The sequence below is a fragment of the Azorhizobium doebereinerae UFLA1-100 genome (genome assembly GCF_000473085.1).
Lineage (GTDB): Bacteria > Pseudomonadota > Alphaproteobacteria > Rhizobiales > Xanthobacteraceae > Azorhizobium > Azorhizobium doebereinerae.
In genome coordinates, this window is sequence record NZ_AXBA01000020.1 from 41897 (window position 1) to 61648 (window position 19752).

The 19752-nt window shown below is 69.7% G+C and carries 19 protein-coding genes; 10 read left to right on the forward strand and 9 right to left on the reverse strand.

The window, feature by feature from the left end; translation table 11 throughout:
* Window positions 1-66 precede the first annotated feature (66 nt).
* The 6 genes from YU1_RS0114785 to YU1_RS0114810 all read right to left on the reverse strand — a co-directional run bounded on the left by YU1_RS0114785 (window position 67) and on the right by YU1_RS0114810 (window position 7056).
* The gene (locus tag YU1_RS0114785; protein WP_051356887.1) at window positions 67-1029 is read right to left on the reverse strand and encodes an ABC transporter ATP-binding protein; all 963 of its coding nucleotides are present in this window, start codon (window positions 1027-1029) and stop codon (window positions 67-69) included.
* On the reverse strand, window positions 1026-2087 hold the full coding sequence (locus tag YU1_RS0114790) for an ABC transporter ATP-binding protein (RefSeq protein WP_051356888.1): 1062 nt from the start codon (window positions 2085-2087) through the stop codon (window positions 1026-1028). The genes YU1_RS0114785 and YU1_RS0114790 overlap by 4 nt, the downstream gene beginning before the upstream one ends.
* Before the next feature lie 10 nt (window positions 2088-2097).
* Window positions 2098-3012: an ABC transporter permease gene (locus tag YU1_RS0114795; protein ID WP_051356889.1), complete on the reverse strand. Its 915-nt coding sequence runs from the start codon at window positions 3010-3012 to the stop codon at window positions 2098-2100.
* Window positions 3009-3953, reverse strand: coding sequence for an ABC transporter permease (locus tag YU1_RS0114800; protein WP_029004735.1), 945 nt, complete (start codon window positions 3951-3953; stop codon window positions 3009-3011). The genes YU1_RS0114795 and YU1_RS0114800 overlap by 4 nt, the downstream gene beginning before the upstream one ends.
* A 17-nt stretch (window positions 3954-3970) precedes the next feature.
* Window positions 3971-5485: an ABC transporter substrate-binding protein gene (locus YU1_RS0114805; RefSeq protein WP_029004736.1), complete on the reverse strand. Its 1515-nt coding sequence runs from the start codon at window positions 5483-5485 to the stop codon at window positions 3971-3973.
* A gap of 77 nt (window positions 5486-5562) precedes the next feature.
* Window positions 5563-7056 (reverse strand): ABC transporter substrate-binding protein, encoded by a 1494-nt coding sequence (locus YU1_RS0114810; protein WP_051356890.1) that lies wholly within the window; start codon window positions 7054-7056, stop codon window positions 5563-5565.
* Window positions 7057-7324: 268 nt separating this feature from the next.
* Here YU1_RS0114810 and YU1_RS0114815 point away from each other — a divergent pair, with 268 nt between their 5' ends.
* From YU1_RS0114815 to YU1_RS0114855, 9 genes are all read left to right on the forward strand, one after another.
* Complete coding sequence (locus tag YU1_RS0114815; protein ID WP_029004738.1) at window positions 7325-7636, forward strand: hypothetical protein; 312 nt, start codon at window positions 7325-7327, stop codon at window positions 7634-7636.
* Between the two features lie 259 nt (window positions 7637-7895).
* Complete coding sequence (locus YU1_RS0114820; RefSeq protein ID WP_051356891.1) at window positions 7896-8312, forward strand: hypothetical protein; 417 nt, start codon at window positions 7896-7898, stop codon at window positions 8310-8312.
* Between the two features lie 32 nt (window positions 8313-8344).
* Window positions 8345-8944 carry an OmpA family protein gene (locus tag YU1_RS0114825; protein WP_029004740.1) on the forward strand — a complete coding sequence of 200 codons (600 nt, stop codon included), beginning with the start codon at window positions 8345-8347 and terminating at the stop codon, window positions 8942-8944.
* Between the two features lie 216 nt (window positions 8945-9160).
* Window positions 9161-10270 (forward strand): substrate-binding domain-containing protein, encoded by a 1110-nt coding sequence (locus tag YU1_RS29610; protein WP_084539888.1) that lies wholly within the window; start codon window positions 9161-9163, stop codon window positions 10268-10270.
* Window positions 10267-11274, forward strand: coding sequence for an ABC transporter substrate-binding protein (locus YU1_RS0114835; RefSeq protein WP_029004741.1), 1008 nt, complete (start codon window positions 10267-10269; stop codon window positions 11272-11274). The genes YU1_RS29610 and YU1_RS0114835 overlap by 4 nt, the downstream gene beginning before the upstream one ends.
* Before the next feature lie 195 nt (window positions 11275-11469).
* Window positions 11470-12288, forward strand: a complete 819-nt coding sequence (locus tag YU1_RS0114840; RefSeq protein WP_029004742.1) for an ABC transporter permease — start codon at window positions 11470-11472, stop codon at window positions 12286-12288.
* A 4-nt stretch (window positions 12289-12292) separates the two neighbouring features.
* Entirely contained in the window at window positions 12293-13090 is a 798-nt protein-coding gene (locus YU1_RS0114845; RefSeq protein ID WP_029004743.1) for an ABC transporter permease, read from the forward strand.
* A gap of 4 nt (window positions 13091-13094) precedes the next feature.
* A complete protein-coding gene (locus YU1_RS0114850) occupies window positions 13095-14141 on the forward strand; it encodes an ABC transporter ATP-binding protein (RefSeq protein WP_029004744.1) in 1047 nt (348 codons plus the stop codon).
* A gap of 6 nt (window positions 14142-14147) precedes the next feature.
* Window positions 14148-14978, forward strand: a complete 831-nt coding sequence (locus tag YU1_RS0114855) for a phosphodiesterase (RefSeq protein WP_029004745.1) — start codon at window positions 14148-14150, stop codon at window positions 14976-14978.
* A gap of 20 nt (window positions 14979-14998) precedes the next feature.
* On the opposite strand, the gene YU1_RS0114860 is transcribed toward YU1_RS0114855, so the two are convergent.
* Genes YU1_RS0114860 through uraH form a run of 3 tightly spaced genes read right to left on the reverse strand, consistent with a single transcriptional unit; the run spans window position 14999 to window position 18052 of the window.
* Window positions 14999-16249 (reverse strand): allantoate amidohydrolase, encoded by a 1251-nt coding sequence (locus YU1_RS0114860; protein WP_029004746.1) that lies wholly within the window; start codon window positions 16247-16249, stop codon window positions 14999-15001.
* Window positions 16246-17691 carry an allantoinase PuuE gene (gene puuE / locus YU1_RS0114865; protein ID WP_029004747.1) on the reverse strand — a complete coding sequence of 482 codons (1446 nt, stop codon included), beginning with the start codon at window positions 17689-17691 and terminating at the stop codon, window positions 16246-16248. Before puuE ends, YU1_RS0114860 begins: the two co-directional genes overlap by 4 nt.
* A 7-nt stretch (window positions 17692-17698) precedes the next feature.
* Window positions 17699-18052, reverse strand: a complete 354-nt coding sequence (uraH, locus tag YU1_RS0114870; protein ID WP_029004748.1) for a hydroxyisourate hydrolase — start codon at window positions 18050-18052, stop codon at window positions 17699-17701.
* Window positions 18053-18349: 297 nt separating this feature from the next.
* Between uraH and YU1_RS0114875 the strand changes: the two genes are divergently transcribed.
* The gene (locus YU1_RS0114875; RefSeq protein WP_035715461.1) at window positions 18350-19735 is read left to right on the forward strand and encodes a nucleobase:cation symporter-2 family protein; all 1386 of its coding nucleotides are present in this window, start codon (window positions 18350-18352) and stop codon (window positions 19733-19735) included.
* Window positions 19736-19752 lie beyond the last annotated feature (17 nt).

A 19752-nucleotide genomic window follows, 5' to 3' on the forward strand; every position in this document is an offset into this window, starting at 1 on the left:
CTGAAGGAAGCGGTCAGCGAGAGCCGTCAGACGGTCTCTAACAAGATACGAGCACGGGATCCGGCGCTAAAGCGCGCCCCGTGCAACATAATGGCCCGGCTCCGCCTCGACGAGGTCGTGGCTGTCCGGGTCGTCGGGAAGGCCCGCCACCTGCGGCAGGCGCGTGCGCGCCCGCTCGATGGCGGGATCGGGCACCGGCACGGCGGAGAGCAGCCGGCGCGTGTAGGGGTGGAGCGGATTGCCGTAGAGCAATTCGCTCGGCGCCAGCTCGACGATGCGCCCCTTCCAGATCACCGCCACCCGGTGGCAGAGATAGCGCACCATGCGCAGGTCGTGGGAGATGAACAGGTAGGCGAGCCCCAGTTCCTCCTGGAGATCCTGCAACAGGTTCACCACCTGGGCCTGGATGGAGACGTCGAGCGCGGCGATGGGCTCGTCCGCCACGATGAAGGAGGGCTTCACCGCGATCGCCCGCGCGATGCAGATGCGCTGGCGCTGGCCGCCGGAGAACTGGTGCGGGAAGCGCGCCATGTAGCGCGGCTCCAGCCCCACCTTGGCGAACAGCCCGGCCACCAGCTCACGCCGCTCCGCCGCGCTGGCGCACAGATCGTGGATGACCAGCGGCTCGGCCACGTAGTCGCCCACCGTCATGCGCGGGTTGAGGGCCGAATAGGGGTCCTGGAACACCATCTGCATGCGCTTGCGCATGCGGCGCATCTCATGGGCGTTCTGCTCGGCGAGGTCCACGCCCTCGAAGGCGACGACCCCGGAGGTGGGCGGGTTGAGCATGGTGACGGCGCGGCCGATGGTGCTCTTGCCCGAGCCGCTCTCGCCCACGAGGCCCAGGGTCTCGTTGGGCATGATGTTGAAGGACACGTCCTCCACCGCCTTGAACATGGTGGTCTTGAAGCCCCAGCCCGAGCGCAGCGGATAGTGCTTGCACAGGTTGCGCACCGAGATGAGCGGATAGCTGCCGGGCGCATGGGCGGGGGCTGTGGTTTCCGGCGCGGTCGTTTCGGAGGGGGTCATGGCGTCGTCTCCGCGGCGATCAGGGCCGGCAGGTCATACCAGGCGGCCGCCAGGTGGCCGGGCGCGGCGCCCGGCGGCTGGACCAGCGGCGGCTGCTCGGTGAAGCAGCGCGGCGTGGCGTAGCGGTTGCGCGGGGCGAACGGATCGCCCGGCGGGGGCGCGCGCATGTCCGGCGGCGCGCCGTCGATCTGGGTCAGGCGGCGGCGCTGGCCGATGGGGGCGGAGAGGTCCGGCAGCGAGCGCAGCAGGCCGAGCGTATAGGCGCTGCGCGGATCGCGGAACACATCGTCCACCGGCCCGCGCTCCATCACCCGGCCGGCATACATCACCTGCACCGTGTCGGCGATGCCGGCCACCACGCCGAGGTCATGGGTGATCCAGATCACCGCCATGCCGATCTCGCGCTTCAGCTCCTTCACCAGCTCGATCACGTCCGCCTGCACGGTCACGTCCAGCGCCGTGGTGGCCTCGTCGGCGATCAGGAGCTTGGGCCGGCAGGACAGGCCCATGGCGATCATGATGCGCTGGCGCTGCCCGCCGGAGAATTCGTGCGGGAACTGGTCGATGCGCCGCGCCGCGTCGGGCAGGCGCACCATGTCCATCAGCTCGACGGCGCGCTTGCGGGCGGCGTCCGCGCCCATGCCCAGATGCAGCTGAAGCGGCTCCATGATCTGCCGCCCCACCGTCATGGAGGGGTTGAGCGAGCTCATGGGGTCCTGGAACACGAAGCCGATTGAGCCGCCGCGCACCTTGCGCAGCTCGGCGTCGGACAAAGTGAGCAGGTCGCGGCCCTCGAACAGCACCTGCCCGCCGGCGAGCCGGCCGGGCGGCATGGGGATGAGGCGCAACATGGCGAGCACATGCACGCTCTTGCCGGAGCCGCTCTCGCCCACGATGCCCAGGGTCTCGCCCTCGTTCAGCGTGTAGGAGACGCCGTTGACCGCGTGCACCACGCTGTCGGCATCGGCGAACTCCACCTTCAGGTCGCGCACCTCCAGCAGGGGCGGCTTGCCGGTGGGGGAGGGGGCGGGGGAGGAGGGGGAGGATAGGTCGCTCATCGGCCGCTCCTCAATTGCGGTGGCGCGGGTCGAGCGCGTCGCGCAGCCCGTCGCCCAGGAGGTTGAAGGAGAGCACGGCGAGGAAGATGGACAGGCCGGGCCAGATGGCCATCCACGGCGCCTGCGAGAGGAAGTTCTTCGCCGTATTCAGCATGGAGCCCCAGGACGGGTCCGGCGGCTGCTGGCCGAGCCCGAGGAAGGAGAGGCTGGCTTCCGCGATGATGGCGGCGGCGATGGTCAGCGTCGCCTGCACCAGGATGGCCGGCATGATGTTGGGCAGGATGTGCCGCAGCACGATGCGCAGCGGGGTCGCCCCGGCGGCGCGCGCCGCCTCCACGAACTCCTCCACCTTGGTGGACTGCACCTGCGCCCGCGTCAGCCGGATGAAGATCGTCGTGGCCGAGAGGCCGATGGCGATCATGGCGTTGGTGAGCGTCGGCCCGAGGAAGGCGGAGAGGGCGATGGCGAGGATGAGGAAGGGGATGGCCAGCATGGCATCGGTGAGGCGCATCAGCGCCGCCTCGACGAGGCCGCCCGCATAACCCGCGATCATGCCCACCGGCAGGCCGATGGCCACCGCGAGCGCCACCGAGACGAGGCCGGCGGAGAGCGAGGCGCGGGCGCCGAAGATGACGCGCGAGAGCACGTCGCGGCCGACCTCGTCGGTGCCGAAGGGATGCTCCCAGGTGGGCGGCTTGCGCACCGCCAGCCAGCTGGTGGCGGTGGGGTCGTAGGGCGCGATATGAGGCGCGAACACCGCCACCACGATGAACAGCACCACCACGGCGAGGCCGAGCATGGCGCCGCGCCGGCGCACGAGGCGGCGCAGCGCCTCTTCGAGCGGCGAGCGCTCGCGGGCGGCCGCGGCAAGGGGCGCGGCAAGGGGCGCGGTAGGGGGCGCGGGTGTGGAGGAGAGGACGCTCATGACCGGCGCAGCTTCGGGTTGACGAGGAAATAGGCGAGGTCGGCGATGAGGTTCAGCAGGATGTAGGTGGTGGCGGTGCACAGCACCACGCCCTGCACCACCGCATAGTCGCGGTTGAACACCGCATCCACCATCAGCTTGCCGAAGCCGGGGATGGAGAACACCTGCTCGGTGAGCAGCGCGCCCGAGAGCAGCGCGCCGAACTCCAGCGCGCCCAGCGTGATCACCGGCACCGAGGCGTTGCGCAGGCAGTGGCGGACGATGACCGCGCGGGGCGATAGGCCCTTGGCCCGCGCCGTGCGCACATAATCCGAGGACAGCACCTGGAGCATGGCGGCGCGGGTGTGGCGCATCATCACCGCGGCGATGGAATTGCCCAGCACGAAGGCGGGCAGGATCATCGCCCGCAGGTTCTCCCACAGGTTCTCCGTGGGCGGCACGTAGCCGGAGGCCGGCAGCCAGCCGAGCTGCACCGAGAACAGCAGGATGAGCATGATGCCCAGCCAGAAGTTCGGCGTGGAGAGGCCCCACAAGGCGATGACGTTGGCCGTGTAGTCCATGGCCTTGCCGTTATAGACCGCCGAGAGCACGCCCATGGGCACGCCGATGAGGACGGCGATGGCCATGGCCATGACGGCGAGCTGCAAGGTCACCGGGAACTTGGCGACGATGAGCTGCGCCACCGGCTGCTGCAGGCGGATGCTCTCGCCCATGTCCCCGTGCAGCACGCCGCCGATCCAGTAGGCGTACCGCACGGGGAGCGGGTCGTTGAGGTGGTACTTCTCGCGGATGAAGGCGACGACCTCCGGGTCCTTCTCCTCGCCGCTGAGCGCGATGGCCGGGTCGCCCGGCAGCAACTGCTGCAAGGCGAAGATGATCATGGAGGCCAGGATCACCGTGGGGATGATCGTGGCCAGCCGTTTCAGGAAAAACCGCAGCATCGGGTCGGATCGTCCGATCAGTCGAGCTTGAGGCCGGTGAACCGCACCAGGCCGTCGGGATAATTGGCTTCGGTGAAGCCGCTGAGCTTGGGGGTGTAGGCCCACAGCAGCTTGCGATGGTAGAGGTAGAGCATCGGGTTCTCCTCGAACACCACCTCAGCCAGGTGCTGCCACGAGGTGGCGCGCCCGCGCGGGCTGGTGGCGAGCCGCTGCCCGTCCAGCGCCGCCTGGGCCTTGGTGTCGCAGAACCGGGTGTAGTTGATCGCCGCCTTGCAGCCGAGGAAGTTGTAGGTGTTGCCGTCCGGGTCCGGCCGGCCGCTCCAGGCCCAGAGGAAGGCCTCGAAATTGCCCTGGTCGCCATAGGAGAGGGCGGTGCCGATGTCGGTGGCCTGGAGCTTCACGTCGAAGCCGGCCTCCTTGGTCATGGCCTGCACCACCTGGCCCACCTGCTGGCCCTCGTTGGTGGTGTAGACCATCAGCGTCACCGGCACGGGCAGGGTGACGCCGGCCTCCTTCAGCAGCGCCTTGGCCTTGGCGACATCCCGCTTCGGCAGCGGGAACTCCTTCACGTAATTGGGGTTCTGCGGGCTCACCCACTGGTTGCCGGGCAGGTTTTCGCCGTTGAACACCACCTGGTTCAGCGCCTCGCGGTCGATGGCGAGGTCGAAGGCCTGGCGCACCCGGGCATCCTTGCCGATGACCGAGCCTTCCTTAGCGGTGTTGAACAGGATGGCCTGGTAGCCGAGCTCATAGGTGGAGCCCACCCTCAGCTTGCCCTGCGCCTTCACCTCCGGCAGGTCGGTGGCGGCGAGGCGCTCCATCAGCTCCAGCTGGCCCGAGCGCAGGTTGGTGAGGCGCACCGTGCTGTCGGGAATGGTGCGGAAGTCGATGCGCTTGAGGAAGATGTTGTCCTTGTTCCAGTAGGCGGCGTACTTCTCGACCGTGATGCGGTCCTGCGCCACGCGCTCGACGAACTTGAACGGGCCGGCGCACACCGGCGCAGTGGCGAACTTGTCGCCCAGCGCCTCGGCCGCCTTGGGCGAGACCATCATGCCGGCGCGGTCGGTGAGCTGGGCCATGAACGGCGCCGAGGGCGCCTTCAGATTCAGCTTCACGGTGAGCGGGTCCACCACCTCCACGCTGTCGAGCGCGGCGATCTCCGAGCGGCGCTGGCTGCCGGGCATCTTCTGGTAGCGTTCGAGATTGTACTTCACCGCGGCGGCGTCGAACGTCTCGCCGTCATGGAAGGTGACGCCGGGGCGCAACTTCATGGTGATGGTCTTGCGGTCCTGCGACAGCTCCCATTCGGTGGCGAGCTGGGGCACGATGTTCAGCTTGGCGTCGATGTCCACCAGCTTGTCGCACAGGGCCGCGAACACCATGCGCGTGGTGTAGCCGCGCGACAGCGCGGGATCGAGCGCGTCGGGATCGTCCAGCAGGCCGAAGCGCAAGGTCTGCGCCTGCGTCGCGGGGGCAAGGGGGGCGGCGAAGGCGCAGCCGAGAAGAAGGGCCGCCAGAGTATGCTTCCACATGACGCAGATCCTCACAAAGAACAGCAGAAACAAAAGGAGGCCCGCCCCGCAAGCCGGGGCGGGCGGCAGGCGACGGATCAGTTCAGCTTCAGGCCGGTGAAGCGCACGAGGCCGTCCGGATACTCGCCGAAGCCGGTGAGCCTGGTGGAATAGGCCCACAGCAATTTGCGGTGGTAGAGATAGATCAGCGGCCGGTCGGTGAGCACCTGCGCCGCCAGATCCTTCCAGGCCGCCTTGCGGGCCTCGGGATCATTGGTCTGGCGCTCGGCCTTGAGGGCGGCATCCGCCTTCTCGCTGGCATAGCGCGGATAGTTGAGCGGGGCCTTGGAGGCGAGGAAGTTGTAGGTGTTGCCGTCCGGGTCCGGCCGGCCGCTCCAGTTGTAGAGCATCAGGTCGTAATTGCCCTGGTCGGCGAGGTTGAGGGCGGTGCCGAAGTCGGTGGACTGGATCTTCAGGTCGAAGCCGGCCTCCTTGGCCATGGCCTGGATCACCTGCGCCGACTGCTGGGACAGGTTGTCCGAGAACACCGTCATGTTCACCTGCACCGGGCCGGTGATGCCCGCCTCCTTCAGCAGCGCCTTGGCCTTGGCCACGTCGCGCTTGGGGATGGGGAAGGCGGCGACATAGTTCGGGTTCTTCGGGCTCACCCACTGGTTGCCGGGCAGGAACTCGCCGTTGAACACCACTTGGTTGATGGCGTCGCGGTCGAGCGACAGCTCCAGCGCCTCGCGCACCTTGGGGTTCTTGGCCAGCGCGCTGTCCTTCGACAGGTTGATCAGCAGGGTCTGGTAGCCGAGCTCATAGGTGGAGCCCACCTTGAGCTTGCTGTCGGCCTGGACCTGCGACAGGTCGGTGGGGGCAAGGCGCTCCAGGAGGTCGAGCTGGCCCGAGCGCAGGTTGGTGAGCCGCACCGTGGTGTCGGGGATCACCTTGAACTCGATGCGGTTCAGGAAGATCGCGTCCTTGTTCCAGTATTGGTCGAACTTCTCGACCACGATGCGGTCCTGCGCCACCCGCTCGACGAACTTGAACGGGCCGGCGCACACCGGGGCCGAGGCGAACTTGTCGCCCAGCGCGGTCGCGGCCTTGGGCGAGACCATCATGCCGGCGCGGTCGGTGAACTGGGCCAGCAGCGGGGCGAACGGCGTCTTCAGGTTGATGCGGACGGTGAGCGGGTCCACCACCTCGACGCTGTCGATGGCGGAGATCTCGCCGCGGCGCTGCGAGCCCTGCGCCCTCAGGTGGCGCTCCAGGTTGAACTTCACCGCCTCCGCGTCCAGCTTCTCGCCGTCCTGGAACTTGACGCCGTCGCGGATCTTCATGGTCAGGGTCTTCTGGTCGGGAGACCAGGACCATTCGGTGGCGAGCTGCGGCACGATGTTCAGCTTGGCGTCGATGTCCACCAGCTTGTCGCACAAGGCGGCGAACACCATGCGGCCGCTGAAGGTGCGGGCGAAGGTGGGATCGAGCGCGTCAGGGTCTTCCATCAGGCCGAAGCGCAGCGTCTGGGCGTTGGCGCTCGCGGCGAGGCCGGTGGCCAGCAGCAATGTGGCCAGTGTCCGCTTCCACATGGGTCCTGTCCTTCTTGGGGCTGCCGGCCGGGGCGGCCGGGTCGCGGGGTCGGATGCGGCGCACGGCGCGCCCATGGGCCGCGCGCTCGGGGAATATTGTATGCAATCCAGGTGCCAGTTCAGCGTGGCCGTGGGCCCGCTGGCGCCGCAATGCTCATTTGCAAGCAAACAGTGCGGCCCTGTGCTAATTCTTGCGCCATGCCGCCGCCCGTGGGAGCATACGCGCAGAGGGCGCCGCTTCAGGCCGGCGCCGCAAGGATTGGCTGCCATGCCGCTTCTCGTCCGCTTCCTCATGCGCCATGCCGCCATCGGCTTCGGCATCGCCATCCTGTTCGTCGGCGCGCTGCTGGCGCTCGACGCCCAGGGCCTGCGCTCGCTGCTGGTGGCGGCGCCGGACGGCTGGCTTGCGGCCGGCGTGCTCACCTTCGCCATGGGCCTCACCTTTTCCAGCGTGCAGATGGGCGCGGCGGTGATGCTGCTGACGACGCGCGACAACGGGCCGGGCGGCGGACGCCGCATCCGGCTCCGCGCGCCGGGCCATCTCGTTCCCGCCCCGGTGCGCATCCGCCCCTCACGCTGAGCGCGTCGCGCCCGGCGGTGCCGCCGGACGGCGAGGGAGCGCGCGCCAGCGGAAGACCGCGCCGCGGCGGCGGGAGATCGCGCTGCGCCAACGGAAGACCACGCCGCGCTAAAGGTATCGCCTGCCGTTCCGGCAGCCCGCATCGGGCCAGTTTTTGCCGGTCTGGGTCAGCCGCCCTGACCTATGTTCACGGTGCGGCATCTGTTACATCCCTACCGTGCCTTTGGTGACCGGGGGGATGTCCATGAAGAGGGTTGGAATGGTGCTCGCGGCCGGGCTTTTCGCCCTGGCGGCGGCGGGCGCGGCGACGGGCGCGCAGGCGCAGACCATGAGCTACCAGCAGGCCGGCGCGCTGCTGGCCAAGAGCTGCGGCCCCGACATCACGAAATACTGCGCCAACGTCAATCTGGGCGGCGGCAAGCTGCTCGGCTGCCTCGATGCGAACGCCTCGAAGGTCGCCAGCAAGTGCAAGGCCGACTTCGTGGCGGTGAAGGCGTCCATCACCAAGCGGGTGATGGCGCAGCAGGCGATCTTCAAGGTCTGCAATGCGGATGCGGCCCGCCTCTGCCAGGGCATCGTGCCCGGCGACGGCAACCTCATCAGCTGCCTCGTGGAGGCCACCAAGGTGGTCAGCAAGGCATGCAACCAGACCATCACCGACGCCGGCTGGCGTTGAGCCCCCGCACCCGAACAGGAAGGACGACACCCATGACGTCGTTGATGCTCCGTGGCGGGCTCGTTGCCGCTCTCGCCATGTCCCTCGCCGCCATCGCCGTGCCGGCGGCGGCGCAGACCGATCTGTCCAATGCGCAGATCGTCCAGGGCCTGCAGAACCTCACCCAGGACGCACCGGTGGTCACCGCCGCCAGCCTGCGCCAGGCGGCGCTGGACCATGCCACCATGTATTCCGGCCCGGCCGCCCAGCGTCCGCCGCTGGCCATCCAGCTGGACAAGCTGGCGCAGATCAACGTGCAGATCCAGTTCAAGCTGAACTCGGCGATCATCCTGCCGGACAGCTATGCCACCATCGGCTCCATCGCCGATGCGCTGCATAATCCGGTGCTCCAGGGCTACAAGTTCATCATCACCGGCAACACCGACACCACCGGCACGCGCGAGATCAATCTCAAGCTCAGCCAGGAGCGGGCGGACGCGGTGATGGAAGCCCTGACCACCACCTTCAACGTGAACCCGGCGCGCCTGGAGGCCGTGGGCCTCGGCGAGGAAGCGCTCCAGGACACCAAGAATCCGGAATCGCCGGTCAACCGGCGCGTGCAGATTTTCAACGTCGGCCCGCTCAAGCGGTGAAACCAAACCACCGCGCCGGCGTTATCCACGTGTGACCTCACTTCGCGCCGCCCCCCAAAGGGCGGCGTTTTTCTTGCGCGGTGGCGGCCCCGGGGGCGGCTCCGCGCCGGCGGCGGCGGTCGCCTCCCCCTTCCAACCTCGATCTGTCACAGGGCTGTTGCACGACCCCTTTAGGAAGCGCCGTGAAAACGGTTTCACAGCGCCCCGGAAGACCCCGTGCCACGCCCCGTCACCATCCGCACCGTCGCCGAGCGCGCCGGCTGCTCCATCGCCACCGTGAGCCGCGTGCTCAACGGCACGGCGCGGGCCAGCGCGGACGTGGAGGCGCGGGTGCGGGCCGCGGTCGCCGCGCTGGACTTCCGCCCGAGCGAGATCGGCCGCTCGCTGAAGACGCTGCGCACCCGCACCCTCGGCGTGGTCATCCCCAGCCTCACCAACCCGGTGTTCGCCGGCTCCGTGGCCGGCATGGAGGCGGAGGCGCGCGGGCGCGGCCACACCTTGCTGCTGACCGCCAGCGACTATGACGCCGCGCGCGAGCAGGACCTGGTGGCCACTCTGGTGGCCCAGAGCGTCGCCGGCCTCGTGCTCACGGTGGCCGATCCCGACGCCAACCCGACCCTCGACCTGCTGGACGGGCAGGGCATTCCCTATGTGCTGGTCTATAACGAGCCGCAGCGGCCGGGCCGCGCCGCCGTCACCGTGGACAATGCCGCCGCCAGCCGGGCGCTGACTGGCGCCTTCCTCGCTGCCGGCCACCGCCGCATCCTGTTTATCGCCGGGCGCTTCTCCACCTCGGACCGCTCGCGCCTGCGCCACCAGGGCTATCTGGCCGCCATGGCGGCGGCGGGGCTCGCCGCCGAGCCGGTGCTGGAACTGGACTATCTCGCCGACACCGCCGCCCATCGCAGCGCGCTGGCGGGGCTGCTGGGCGGGCCGGAGCGGCCCACCGGCATCATCTGCTCCAACGATCTGCTCGCCCTCTCCGTGGTGGCGGCGGTGCGCGAAATGGGCCTCGCTGTGCCCGGCGACATCTCGGTGGCCGGGTTCGACGGCATCGCCATCGGCCGCCTCGTCTCCCCGCCGCTCGCCACCGTGGACCAGCCCACCCGCCGCATGGGCGCGCGGGCGGTGGAGCGCCTGTTCGACCTGATGGGCGGCGACGCCGCGCGCACGGTGGAACTGCTGCCCTTCGAGCTGCGCCCCGGCGGCACGCTCTCTCCCGTTTCCCCGCCCGTGGCGTCCGCGCCCCGGGCCAGTGCCACACCCCAACCCCCCTCACCGAAGTCCCCCTCACGGAAATCCGCCGCACGAAAGGCTCCGCGATGAAGTCCCTGTTCACCTCCGCTCTGCTCGCTTCCGGGCTGCTGCTCGGCCTGGCGCCGGCCGCCTCGGCCGCCGACGCCATCTGCTACAACTGCCCGACCGAATGGGCCGACTGGGGCGCCATGCTGAAGGCCATCAAGGTCGACACCGGCGTCGACGTGCCCCCGGACAACAAGAACAGCGGCCAGTCCATGGCCCAGATCATCGCCGAGAAGGCGAGCCCGGTGGCGGACGTGACCTATGTGGGCGTCACCTTCGGCATCAAGCTGAAGGATGCCGGCCTGACCCAGGCCTACAAGCCCAAGGGCTTCGACCAGGTGGCCGCCGGCCTGAAGGACCCCGACGGCCACTGGACCTCGATCCACTCCGGCACGCTCGGCCTGTTCGTGAACAAGGATGCGCTGGGCGGCGCGCCGGTGCCGGCCTGCTGGTCGGACCTGCTGAAGCCGGAATACAAGGGCATGGTGGGCTATCTCGACCCCTCCAGCGCCTTCGTGGGCTATGTGGGCGCGGTGGGCGTGAACAACGCGCTCGGCGGCTCGCTGGACGATTTCACCCCGGCGCTGAATTACTTCAAGAAGCTCCAGGCCAATCAGCCCATCGTGCCGAAGCAGACCTCCTATGCCCGCGTGGTCTCCGGCGAGATCCCGATCCTGTTCGACTACGACTTCAACGCCTATCGGGCGAAGTATAGCGAAAAGGGCAATTTCGCCTTCGTGATCCCCTGCGAGGGCTCCATCGTGGTGCCTTACGTGATGAGCATGGTGAAGAACGACCCGCACCCCGAGGCGGCCAAGACCGTGCTCGACTACGTGCTCTCCGACAAGGGCCAGGCCATGTGGGCCAAGGCCTACCTGCGCCCCGTCCGCGACGTGGCGCTGCCCAAGGAAGTGGCGGACCGCTTCCTGCCCGCCGCCGACTACGCCCGCGCCAAGGCGGTGGACTATGCCAAGATGGAAGCCGTGCAGAAGGGCTTCTCCGACAAGTACCTCGCCGACGTGAAGTGAGGCGAGGGGGCCGCGCGGGTGCGCGGCCCCAGCCCCTCCCGCATGCGGTAAAGCCCTCTCCCGCTTGCGGGGGAGGGAGCCTGTCGCGCGGGTGGAGAGGTTGGCCCCATGACCGGGCCATCCGCCCCACCTGATCGCTCGCTCATCAATACCACCCACTCCCAACCGTTCCTTCCCCCTGCCGAAGCGAAAGCCATGCCCAGCGCCGACCGTCTGGCCCGATTGTTCCTGCTGCCCCTGGGCCTGTTCGTGCTCGCCTTCTTTCTGCTGCCCATGGTGCGCCTCGTCGCCGTGGCGGGGGCGGGGCCGAACGGGGCGTGGGAATATCTCGCGCTCATCACCAATGCCCGCCATTTCGGCACGCTGATCGCCACCCTCGTCCTCTCGGCGGCCACCACGGCGGTGACGCTGGCCATCGGCGTGGTGGTGGCGCTGTTCCTCGGCCGCAACCGCTTTCCCGGCCAGTCCGCGCTGGTGGCGATGCTGACCCTGCCGCTGGCCTTTCCCGGCGTGGTGGTGGGCTTCATGGTCATCCTGCTGGCCGGGCGGCAGGGGCTGATCGGCGGCCTCACCCAGCAGATGGGCATGGGGCGGCTGGTGTTCGCCTATTCCATGGCCGGGCTGCTGGCGGGCTATGTCTATTTCTCGCTGCCGCGCGTGCTGGTGACGCTGCTCGCCGCCGTGGAGAAGCTCGACCCGGCGCTGGAGGAGGCGGCCCGCTCGCTGGGCGCCAGCCGGGCGCAGGTGCTGCGCGACGTCATTCTGCCCGGCATCGCGCCCTCGCTGATGGCTTCCGGCGCCATCGCCTTCGCCACCGCCATGGGCGCGTTCGGCACCGCCTTCACGCTCGCCACGCGCATCGACGTGCTGGCCATGACCATCTATACGGAGTTCACATTGAACGCGAATTTCGCCAGCGCGGCGGCCCTGTCCATCGCGCTCGGCCTGATCACCTGGGGCGTGCTGGCGGCGACGCGGAACCTCTCCGGCGACCGCGTGGCAGCGGCGGGCTGACCCCATGCAGCGCTCCCCGCTCGTCTTCGCCCTGCAACTGCTCGTCACGCTGCTGGCCGCCGCCTTCCTGGTGGTGCCGGCGCTGACCTCGATCCTCGCCGGCCTGACGGTGAACTATTTCCAGGGCGTGCGCTCCGGCCTGACGCTGGACTGGGTGGCGCAGGTGTGGGGGCTCTATGCGCCCACCATCCTGCGCTCCATCGTCCTCGCCCTCGGCACGCTGGCGGTGACCCTCGTCATCGGCGTGCCCGCCGCCTGGGCGCTGGCGCGCAAGCCGGGGCGCATGTCGCGCCTGGTGGAGGAGGTGGTGACGCTGCCCGTCGCCATCCCCGGCCTCGCGCTGGCCCTGGCGCTGATCCTCGCCTATGGCGGCATCCGCGAGTTCCGCGCCAGCATCCTGTTCATCCTGGTGGGCCACGTGCTCTACACTTTGCCCTTCATGCTGCGCTCGGTGATGGCGGTGCTCGCCGCCGTGGACGTGCGCACGCTGGAGGAGGGGGCGGCGAGCCTCGGCGCCTCGCCCTGGCAGCGCTTCATCCAGGTGGTGGTGCCCAATGCCCGGCCGGGCATTCTGGCCGGGGCGCTGATGGTGGTGACGCTGTCCATCGGCGAGTTCAACCTCACCTGGATGCTGCACACCCCGCTGACCCAGACCCTGCCGGTGGGCCTCGCCGACAGCTACGCCTCCATGCGGCTGGAGATTGCCAGCGCCTACACCCTGGTGTTCTTCATCATGATCGTGCCCCTGCTGATCGCCATCCAGATGATGGGCGGCGAGCGGGCGGCCAAGACGCGGAAATGACCCCGTGAGCAACAATCACACGCCCGGCGCCGCCATCACTTTGGTCGGCTGCGCCAAGACCTTCGCCGACGGCACCCGCGCGCTGGAGCCGCTGGACCTCGCCATCGCCCCCGGCGAGACGCTGGTGCTGCTCGGCCCCTCCGGCTGCGGCAAGACCACGACCCTGCGCATCATCGCCGGGCTGGAAAGCCCGGACGCCGGCGGCAAGGTGCTGTTCGACGGCGCCGACGTCACCCGCCTGCCGATCGAGAAGCGCAACGTGGGCATGGTGTTCCAGTCCTATGCTCTGTTCCCCAACATGAGCGTGGTCGAGAACGTGGCCTATGGCCTCAGGGTGCGCGGCGTGGCCAAGGCCGAACGCCTCGCCCGCGCCGGCGAGGTGCTGGAGATGATGCGCATCGACGCCCTGGCCGACCGGCGCATCGACCAGCTCTCCGGCGGCCAGCGCCAGCGGGTGGCGCTCGCCCGGGCGCTCGCCGTGCGCCCGCGCGTCATCCTCCTGGACGAGCCGCTGACCGCGCTCGACGCCGCGCTGCGCGAGCACCTGCGGGCCGAGATCGACGGCCTGCTGCGCCGCCTCGCCATCACCGCCATCTATGTGACGCACGACCAGGCGGAGGCGCTGGCGCTGGGCGACCGCATCGTGGTGATGCGCCACGGCGCCATCGCCCAGATCGGCACCCCGCGCGAGATCTACTTCCGGCCGGCGGACGATTTCGTCGCCGGCTTCGTCGGCGTCACCAATCGCCTGGAGGGCGCGGTGCGCGGCGGGCGGTTCGAGACCGCGGCGGGCGCGCTGGCGGTGGAGGCCGCCGACCGCGCGGCGGCTACCCTGGCGTTCCGGCCCGAGACGGCGCAATTGTGCGTGGCGGCCGGGAGCGGCCTGCGCTTCCGCGTCGATCAGGTGCATTTCCAGGGCGCGCGCCAGCGTGTCCTCTTGTCCGCCGCCGACGGCAGCCGCATCGTCCTTGAGGCGGCGGCCGAGGTGGTGCTGTCCGCGGGCGACGAGGTGGGCATCGCGCTCGACCCGTCCCGCATTGCCTTGGTGTGAGCGTTCATGCTGATTGCCCAACTGACCGATACCCACGTCCGCCTGCCCGGTCGCCTCGCCTATGGCGTGGTGGATACCGGTGCCTATCTGGAGCGGGCGGCGGCGCGCCTGCGCGCGCTCAGCCCCCGGCCGGACGTGGTGCTCGTCACCGGCGACCTGACCGATTTCGACAAGCCGGAGGAATACGGCCGCTTCCGCAGCCTCACCGCGCAATTGCCCATGCCGATCTATCCGGTGCCGGGCAATCACGACAGTTCCACCGGCCTGCGCGCCGCCTTTCCCGAGATCGCCGCGCGGGCGTCCGGCGGGCCGGACAGCAAGGTCAATTACGTGGTGGAGGAGCATGCGGTCCGCCTTGTCATGCTGGACAGCTCGGTGCGCGGCAAGCCGCATGGTGAGCTGGGGCGCCGGGCGCTCGCCTGGCTCGACGGGCAGCTCGCGGTGGCGCCGGAGCGGCCGACGCTGATCGCCCTGCACCACCCGCCCTTCCTCACCGGCATCCGCCACATGGACGTGCAGAACCTGGCCGACGCTGCCGCGCTGGAGGAGGTGGTGGCGAAGCACCCGCAGGTGCTGGGCCTGGTGTGCGGCCATGTCCACCGCGCCGTCACCACCAGCTTCGCCGGCCGGCCGGCCACCATCGGCCCGGCTCCGGCCCATGCGGTGAGCCTCGCGCTCGGGCCGGATGCGCCGCCCAGCTTCCACATGGAGCCGCCGGCGATGAGCCTGCACCGGTTCGCCGACGGGCGGCTCGCCACCCACACCAGCTTCATCGGCCCCTATGACGGGCCGTATCCCTTCTTCGACGCCCACAACCGGCTGGTGGGCGAGGACTGAGCGGCCCCGCCTTCGACCCGTCAGCCAGCCGGGTCGAAGGCGGTGACGAAGCCGTGCAGCACCTGCGCCGCAAGGCCGATGTCCGCGGCTTCGGCATGCTCGCGCGGGTTGTGGCTGCCGTTCGTTGAGCGCACGAACAGCATGACGATGGGCATCGCGCCGCTGAGCGACAGCCCGTCGTGGCCGGCGCCGGAGGGCAGGCGGTGGGCCGGAAGGCCGAGCCGCTCCGCCGCGTGGCTCAGCGCCGCCTGGAAGTGCGGGTCGCAGGGCGCGGCCGCCGCCTCATAGGTCACGTCCAGGCGGGCCTGGAGGCCGCGCGCCGCCGCGATGTCCCGGATGCGCGCCGTGATGTCGGCGAACGCCCGCAGGCGCTGGCCGTCGTCCGGCGCGCGCACGTCGAGCGAGAAGCGCACCGTGCCCGGCACCACGTTCACCGCCGCGCCGGGAATGGCCAGCGTGCCAACCGTGGCGACGAGGCCGGTCTCGCCTTTCGCCCGCGCCTCGGCGGCGAGGATCATCTCCGCCGCCCCGGTCAGCGCGTCCTGGCGCATCTCCATCGGCAGGGTGCCGGAATGGCCCGCCTGCCCGCGCACGTCCACCACCGCGCGCGTCGCCCCGGCGATGGCGGTGACGATGCCGAGCGGCAGGCCCAGCGCCTCCAGCACCGGCCCCTGCTCGATATGGGCTTCCACATAGCCGAGCGCGCGCCCGGCGCGGGAGCAGGCGGCGATGGCCGCGGGATCGGCCCCGAACGCCTCCAGCGCGGCGCGCCGGCTGATGCCGTCCGCGTCCCGATCGTCCAGCGTGGCCGGGTCGAAGCGCCCGGCGAGCGCCCGCGAGGAGGTGAGCGTGGAGGGAAAGCGCACGCCCTCCTCGTCGGCGAAGGCGACCACCTCGATGGGGAAGGGCAGGCGCGTCCCGTCGGCATGGAGCCGTTCCACCACGGCGAGGGCGACCACCACGCCGAGATTGCCATCGAAGATGCCGGCGTTGCGCACGGTGTCGATGTGCGAGCCGAGGATGAGCGGCGGCATGCCGGGCGTTCCGCCCTCATAGCGGCCCACCACCGCGCCGGTGGCGTCGAGATGCACGGCCATGCCGGCGCCGGCGAACCAGCGCGCCACTTCGCCCGCCGCCGCCTTGTGGGCGGGGGAGAGAGAGAGGCGGGTCATCTCGCCGGGCACGTCGGTGAAGCGCGCCAGGTCCTTCAGGCGGGCCAGCAGGCGGCCGCCGTCGAGCGGGTCCGGCGCGGGGGCCTGCACCGTGCTCATGCGGCGGCCCCCGCCGCCGGCAGGATGGTCTGGAGGCGCAGCAGGACGATGCGGGCGATCTGCGCCAGCGCCTCGGCGCGCTCCTGCTCCTGGTCGTGGGCGAGGCGGCGCTCGAAGGCAGCCAGGATCTCCGCCTTGGCGCGGCCGCGCACGGCCATGATGAAGACGAAGCCGAATTTCTTCAGGTAGGCGTCGTTGAGTTCGGTGAAGCGGGCCTTCTCGGCGGCGGTCAGCGCATCCAGCCCGGCGGAGGCCTGCTCGTCGGTGGAGGCTGCGGTCAGCAGCCGCGCCGCCGCCAGCTTTCCGGCGAGGTCGGGATGGGCGTTGATGACCGCGAGCTGCCGCTCCACGGGCGCCGCCTCCAGCACCGCGAGGAGGGCGTCGCGCAGTCCCTCGGCGGTGTCGTGGGCGGGCGTCAGGCCGGCGTCGTACAGCGCCTGCGCGATCCAGGGCGAATGCTCGATCACGCCGCCGAAACGTTCCACGAACAGCGCGCGGGAGAGGCGGGAGGGCACGTAGCCGCCCTTTGGCGGGTGGTGGGCCACCCAGTGCCGGGCGATGTCCAGGCGGCGGGCCACCCAGACGCGCTCGTGGCTGGCGATATGGTCGAGGAAGCGGGCCAGCGCCTGGGCCCGGCCGGGCCGCCCCACGAGGCGGCAGTGCAGGCCCACGGAGAGCATGCGCGGGGCGGTGGCGCCTTCCGCATAGAGCAGATCAAAGCTGTCGCGCAGATAGGCGAAGAAGTCATCGCCCGAGGCATAGCCCTCGGGGATGGCGAAGCGCATGTCGTTGGCTTCCAGCGTGTAGGGCACCATGAGGAAGGGGCCCTGGGCGCCCTCCACCCAATAGGGCAGCTCGTCCGCATAGCTGTCGGCGGAATAGAGGAAGCCGCCCTCCGCCATGGTGAGCGGCAGCGTGTTCTCGCTGGTGCGGCCCTGGTAGAAGCCGAGCGGCCGCGCGCCGGTGAGTTCCGCCTGGATGCGCACGGCCTCCGCGATATGGTCGCGCTCGGTCTCGGCCGGCAGGTTGCGATAGTCGATCCAGCGCAGGCCGTGGCTGGCGATCTCCCAGCCGGCCTCGGTCATGGCGGCGGTGGCGTCCGGGTTGCGCTCCAGCGCCTTGGCGATGCCGAACACGGTCACCGGCATGTTGCGGGCGGTGAACATGCGGTGCAGCCGCCAGAAGCCGGCGCGGGCGCCGAATTCGTAGATCGACTCCATGTTCATGTGGCGCTGGCCCGGCCAGGGCTGGGCGCCGGAAATGTCGGAGAGGAAGGCTTCGGATTCGCCGTCGCCATGCAGCAGGCAGCGCTCGCCGCCTTCCTCGTAATTGATGACGAACTGGACCGCGACCCGGGCCTCGCCCGGCCAGCGGGGATGCGGCGGATTGCGGCCGTAGCCGATGAGGTCGCGGGGATAGGCCGGGGCGGGAGGGACGGGCATCGGAACCTCAGGAGCCGCGATAGGTGGAGTAGCTCCAGGGGGAGCAGAGCAGGGGCACATGGTAGTGGCCGTCCTCAACGATGGAAAAGCGCAGCGGGATGGCGTCGAGGAAGGGCGGCTCGGTCACCTGGGCGCCCGAGGCGCGGAAATAGGCGCCCATGTGGAACACCAGCTCATAGGTGCCGGGCCGGTAGTCCTCGCCGGCCAGCAGGGGGGCGTCGGTGCGCCCGTCCGCATTGGTGGTCCGGCGGGTGATGAGTTGGCGGGTTCCGTCGGCGGCGAGGGCGAACAGTTCCAGCGCGACCCCGGCCGCCGGCTTGCCGGCCACCGTGTCGAGAACATGCGTGGACAGCCGCCCCATCGGAATCTCCCTCGAAGTGCGAGACGGATCCAGCGATCAGGCTGTTTCAAGCTGATCGGATCCGGCTCCAGCCCTGGCGCCGCCGGGCGCCTCGCGTTTTCGGCGCGCCAGCATAACCGGCGGACAATCGTTTCATTTCCCGAAAAAATCGGAAGATCTTCTCATTGCACAGATATTCCGCATGACTAAAAAATGACGTCTGATGGTTCCCGACGCGCGCAGACGCGATGCCTGAGCGCCCGGAGACGGGCGTCGGACAACATCCTTTCAGATCAAAGCTTTTCGCTGGGGGACAGCATGGCCGTTGATGCCGTTGACGAGGTTCTGCCCGCGCCCAGGATGGTGGCGCTGGGCTTGCAGCATGTGCTGGTGATGTATGCCGGGGCGGTGGCGGTGCCGCTCATCATCGGGCGGGCGCTGAAGCTGCCGCCCGAGGACGTGGCCTTCCTCATCAGCGCCGATTTGTTCGCCTGCGGGCTCGCCACGCTGGTGCAGTGCCTCGGCCTGCCCGGCATCGGCATCCGCCTGCCGGTGATGATGGGCGTGACCTTCGCCTCGGTCGGCCCCATGCTCTCCATGGCCGCGAGCCCCGACGTGGGGCTGCTGGGCATCTATGGCGCGGTGATCGCCTCCGGCCTCTTCGCCATGCTGGTGGCGCCCTTCATCTCGCGCATGCTGCCGCTGTTTCCGCCCGTGGTCACCGGCACCATCATCATGGTCATCGGCATCTCGCTGATGCGGGTGGGCATCAACTGGGCCGGCGGCGGGCTGCCGATGCTCACCAAGATGGTGAACGGCGAGATGGTCACGGTGGCCAATCCCAATTACGGCCAGCTGCCCGGCCTCGGCCTGTCGCTGTTCGTGATGCTGGTGATCCTGGCCCTGGTGAAATGGGGCAAGGGCTTCCTGGCCAATGTGGCGGTGCTGATCGGCATCGTCGCCGGGGCGATCGCCGCCAGCGCCATGGGCGTGATGCATTTCGAGAAGGTGGTGGCGGCTCCCTGGGTGGACGTGGTGCTGCCGCTGCACTTCGGCATGCCCACCTTCGCCCTCGTGCCCATCGTGACCATGTGCATCGTCATGGTGGTGGTGATGATCGAGAGCCTGGGCATGTTCCTGGCGCTGGGCGAGATGACCGGCAAGGCGGTGGACCAGAAGGCCCTGGCGCGGGGCCTCAGGGCGGATGGGCTCGGCACCCTGCTGGGCGGCCTGTTCAACACCTTCCCCTACACCTCCTTCTCGCAGAACGTGGGCCTGGTGGGCGTCACCGGCGTGAAGTCGCGCTGGGTGACGGCGACCGGCGGCGTCATCATGCTGGCGCTGGGGCTTTTGCCCAAGATGGCGGCATTGGTGGAGGCGGTGCCGCAGGTGGTGCTGGGCGGCGCGGGGCTGGTGATGTTCGGCATGGTGGCGGCCACCGGCGCGCGCATCCTCACCCAGGTGGACTTCAAGACCAACCGCTTCAACCTGTTCATCGTCGCCATCTCGGTGGGCTTCGGCATGATCCCTTTGGTGGCGCCGAACTTCTTCAAGGCGCTGCCGCACGACCTGCACCCGCTGCTGGAATCCGGCATCCTGCTCTCGGCCATCGCGGCGGTGGGGCTCAACCTGTTCTTCAACGGGGTGAAGGGCGCCAGCGTCGAGGCCGTGGTCGCCGCCGCCAAGCAGGCGGAGGCGCATTGATCCCGCGTCCCGCAAGG

Excerpts from the sequence above, each read along its gene's own strand:
- YU1_RS0114785 (WP_051356887.1), bottom strand. The coding sequence starts at position 1,029 with ATGACCCCCTCCGAAACGACCGCGCCGGAAACCACAGCCCCCGCCCAT.
- YU1_RS0114790 (WP_051356888.1), bottom strand. The coding sequence starts at position 2,087 with ATGAGCGACCTATCCTCCCCCTCCTCCCCCGCCCCCTCCCCCACCGGC.
- YU1_RS0114795 (WP_051356889.1), bottom strand. The coding sequence starts at position 3,012 with ATGAGCGTCCTCTCCTCCACACCCGCGCCCCCTACCGCGCCCCTTGCC.
- YU1_RS0114800 (WP_029004735.1), bottom strand. The coding sequence starts at position 3,953 with ATGCTGCGGTTTTTCCTGAAACGGCTGGCCACGATCATCCCCACGGTG.
- YU1_RS0114805 (WP_029004736.1), bottom strand. The coding sequence starts at position 5,485 with ATGTGGAAGCATACTCTGGCGGCCCTTCTTCTCGGCTGCGCCTTCGCC.
- YU1_RS0114810 (WP_051356890.1), bottom strand. The coding sequence starts at position 7,056 with ATGTGGAAGCGGACACTGGCCACATTGCTGCTGGCCACCGGCCTCGCC.
- YU1_RS0114815 (WP_029004738.1), top strand. The coding sequence starts at position 7,325 with ATGCCGCTTCTCGTCCGCTTCCTCATGCGCCATGCCGCCATCGGCTTC.
- YU1_RS0114820 (WP_051356891.1), top strand. The coding sequence starts at position 7,896 with ATGGTGCTCGCGGCCGGGCTTTTCGCCCTGGCGGCGGCGGGCGCGGCG.
- YU1_RS0114825 (WP_029004740.1), top strand. The coding sequence starts at position 8,345 with ATGACGTCGTTGATGCTCCGTGGCGGGCTCGTTGCCGCTCTCGCCATG.
- YU1_RS0114835 (WP_029004741.1), top strand. The coding sequence starts at position 10,267 with ATGAAGTCCCTGTTCACCTCCGCTCTGCTCGCTTCCGGGCTGCTGCTC.
- YU1_RS0114840 (WP_029004742.1), top strand. The coding sequence starts at position 11,470 with ATGCCCAGCGCCGACCGTCTGGCCCGATTGTTCCTGCTGCCCCTGGGC.
- YU1_RS0114845 (WP_029004743.1), top strand. The coding sequence starts at position 12,293 with ATGCAGCGCTCCCCGCTCGTCTTCGCCCTGCAACTGCTCGTCACGCTG.
- YU1_RS0114855 (WP_029004745.1), top strand. The coding sequence starts at position 14,148 with ATGCTGATTGCCCAACTGACCGATACCCACGTCCGCCTGCCCGGTCGC.
- YU1_RS0114860 (WP_029004746.1), bottom strand. The coding sequence starts at position 16,249 with ATGAGCACGGTGCAGGCCCCCGCGCCGGACCCGCTCGACGGCGGCCGC.
- puuE (WP_029004747.1), bottom strand. The coding sequence starts at position 17,691 with ATGCCCGTCCCTCCCGCCCCGGCCTATCCCCGCGACCTCATCGGCTAC.
- uraH (WP_029004748.1), bottom strand. The coding sequence starts at position 18,052 with ATGGGGCGGCTGTCCACGCATGTTCTCGACACGGTGGCCGGCAAGCCG.
- YU1_RS0114875 (WP_035715461.1), top strand. The coding sequence starts at position 18,350 with ATGGCCGTTGATGCCGTTGACGAGGTTCTGCCCGCGCCCAGGATGGTG.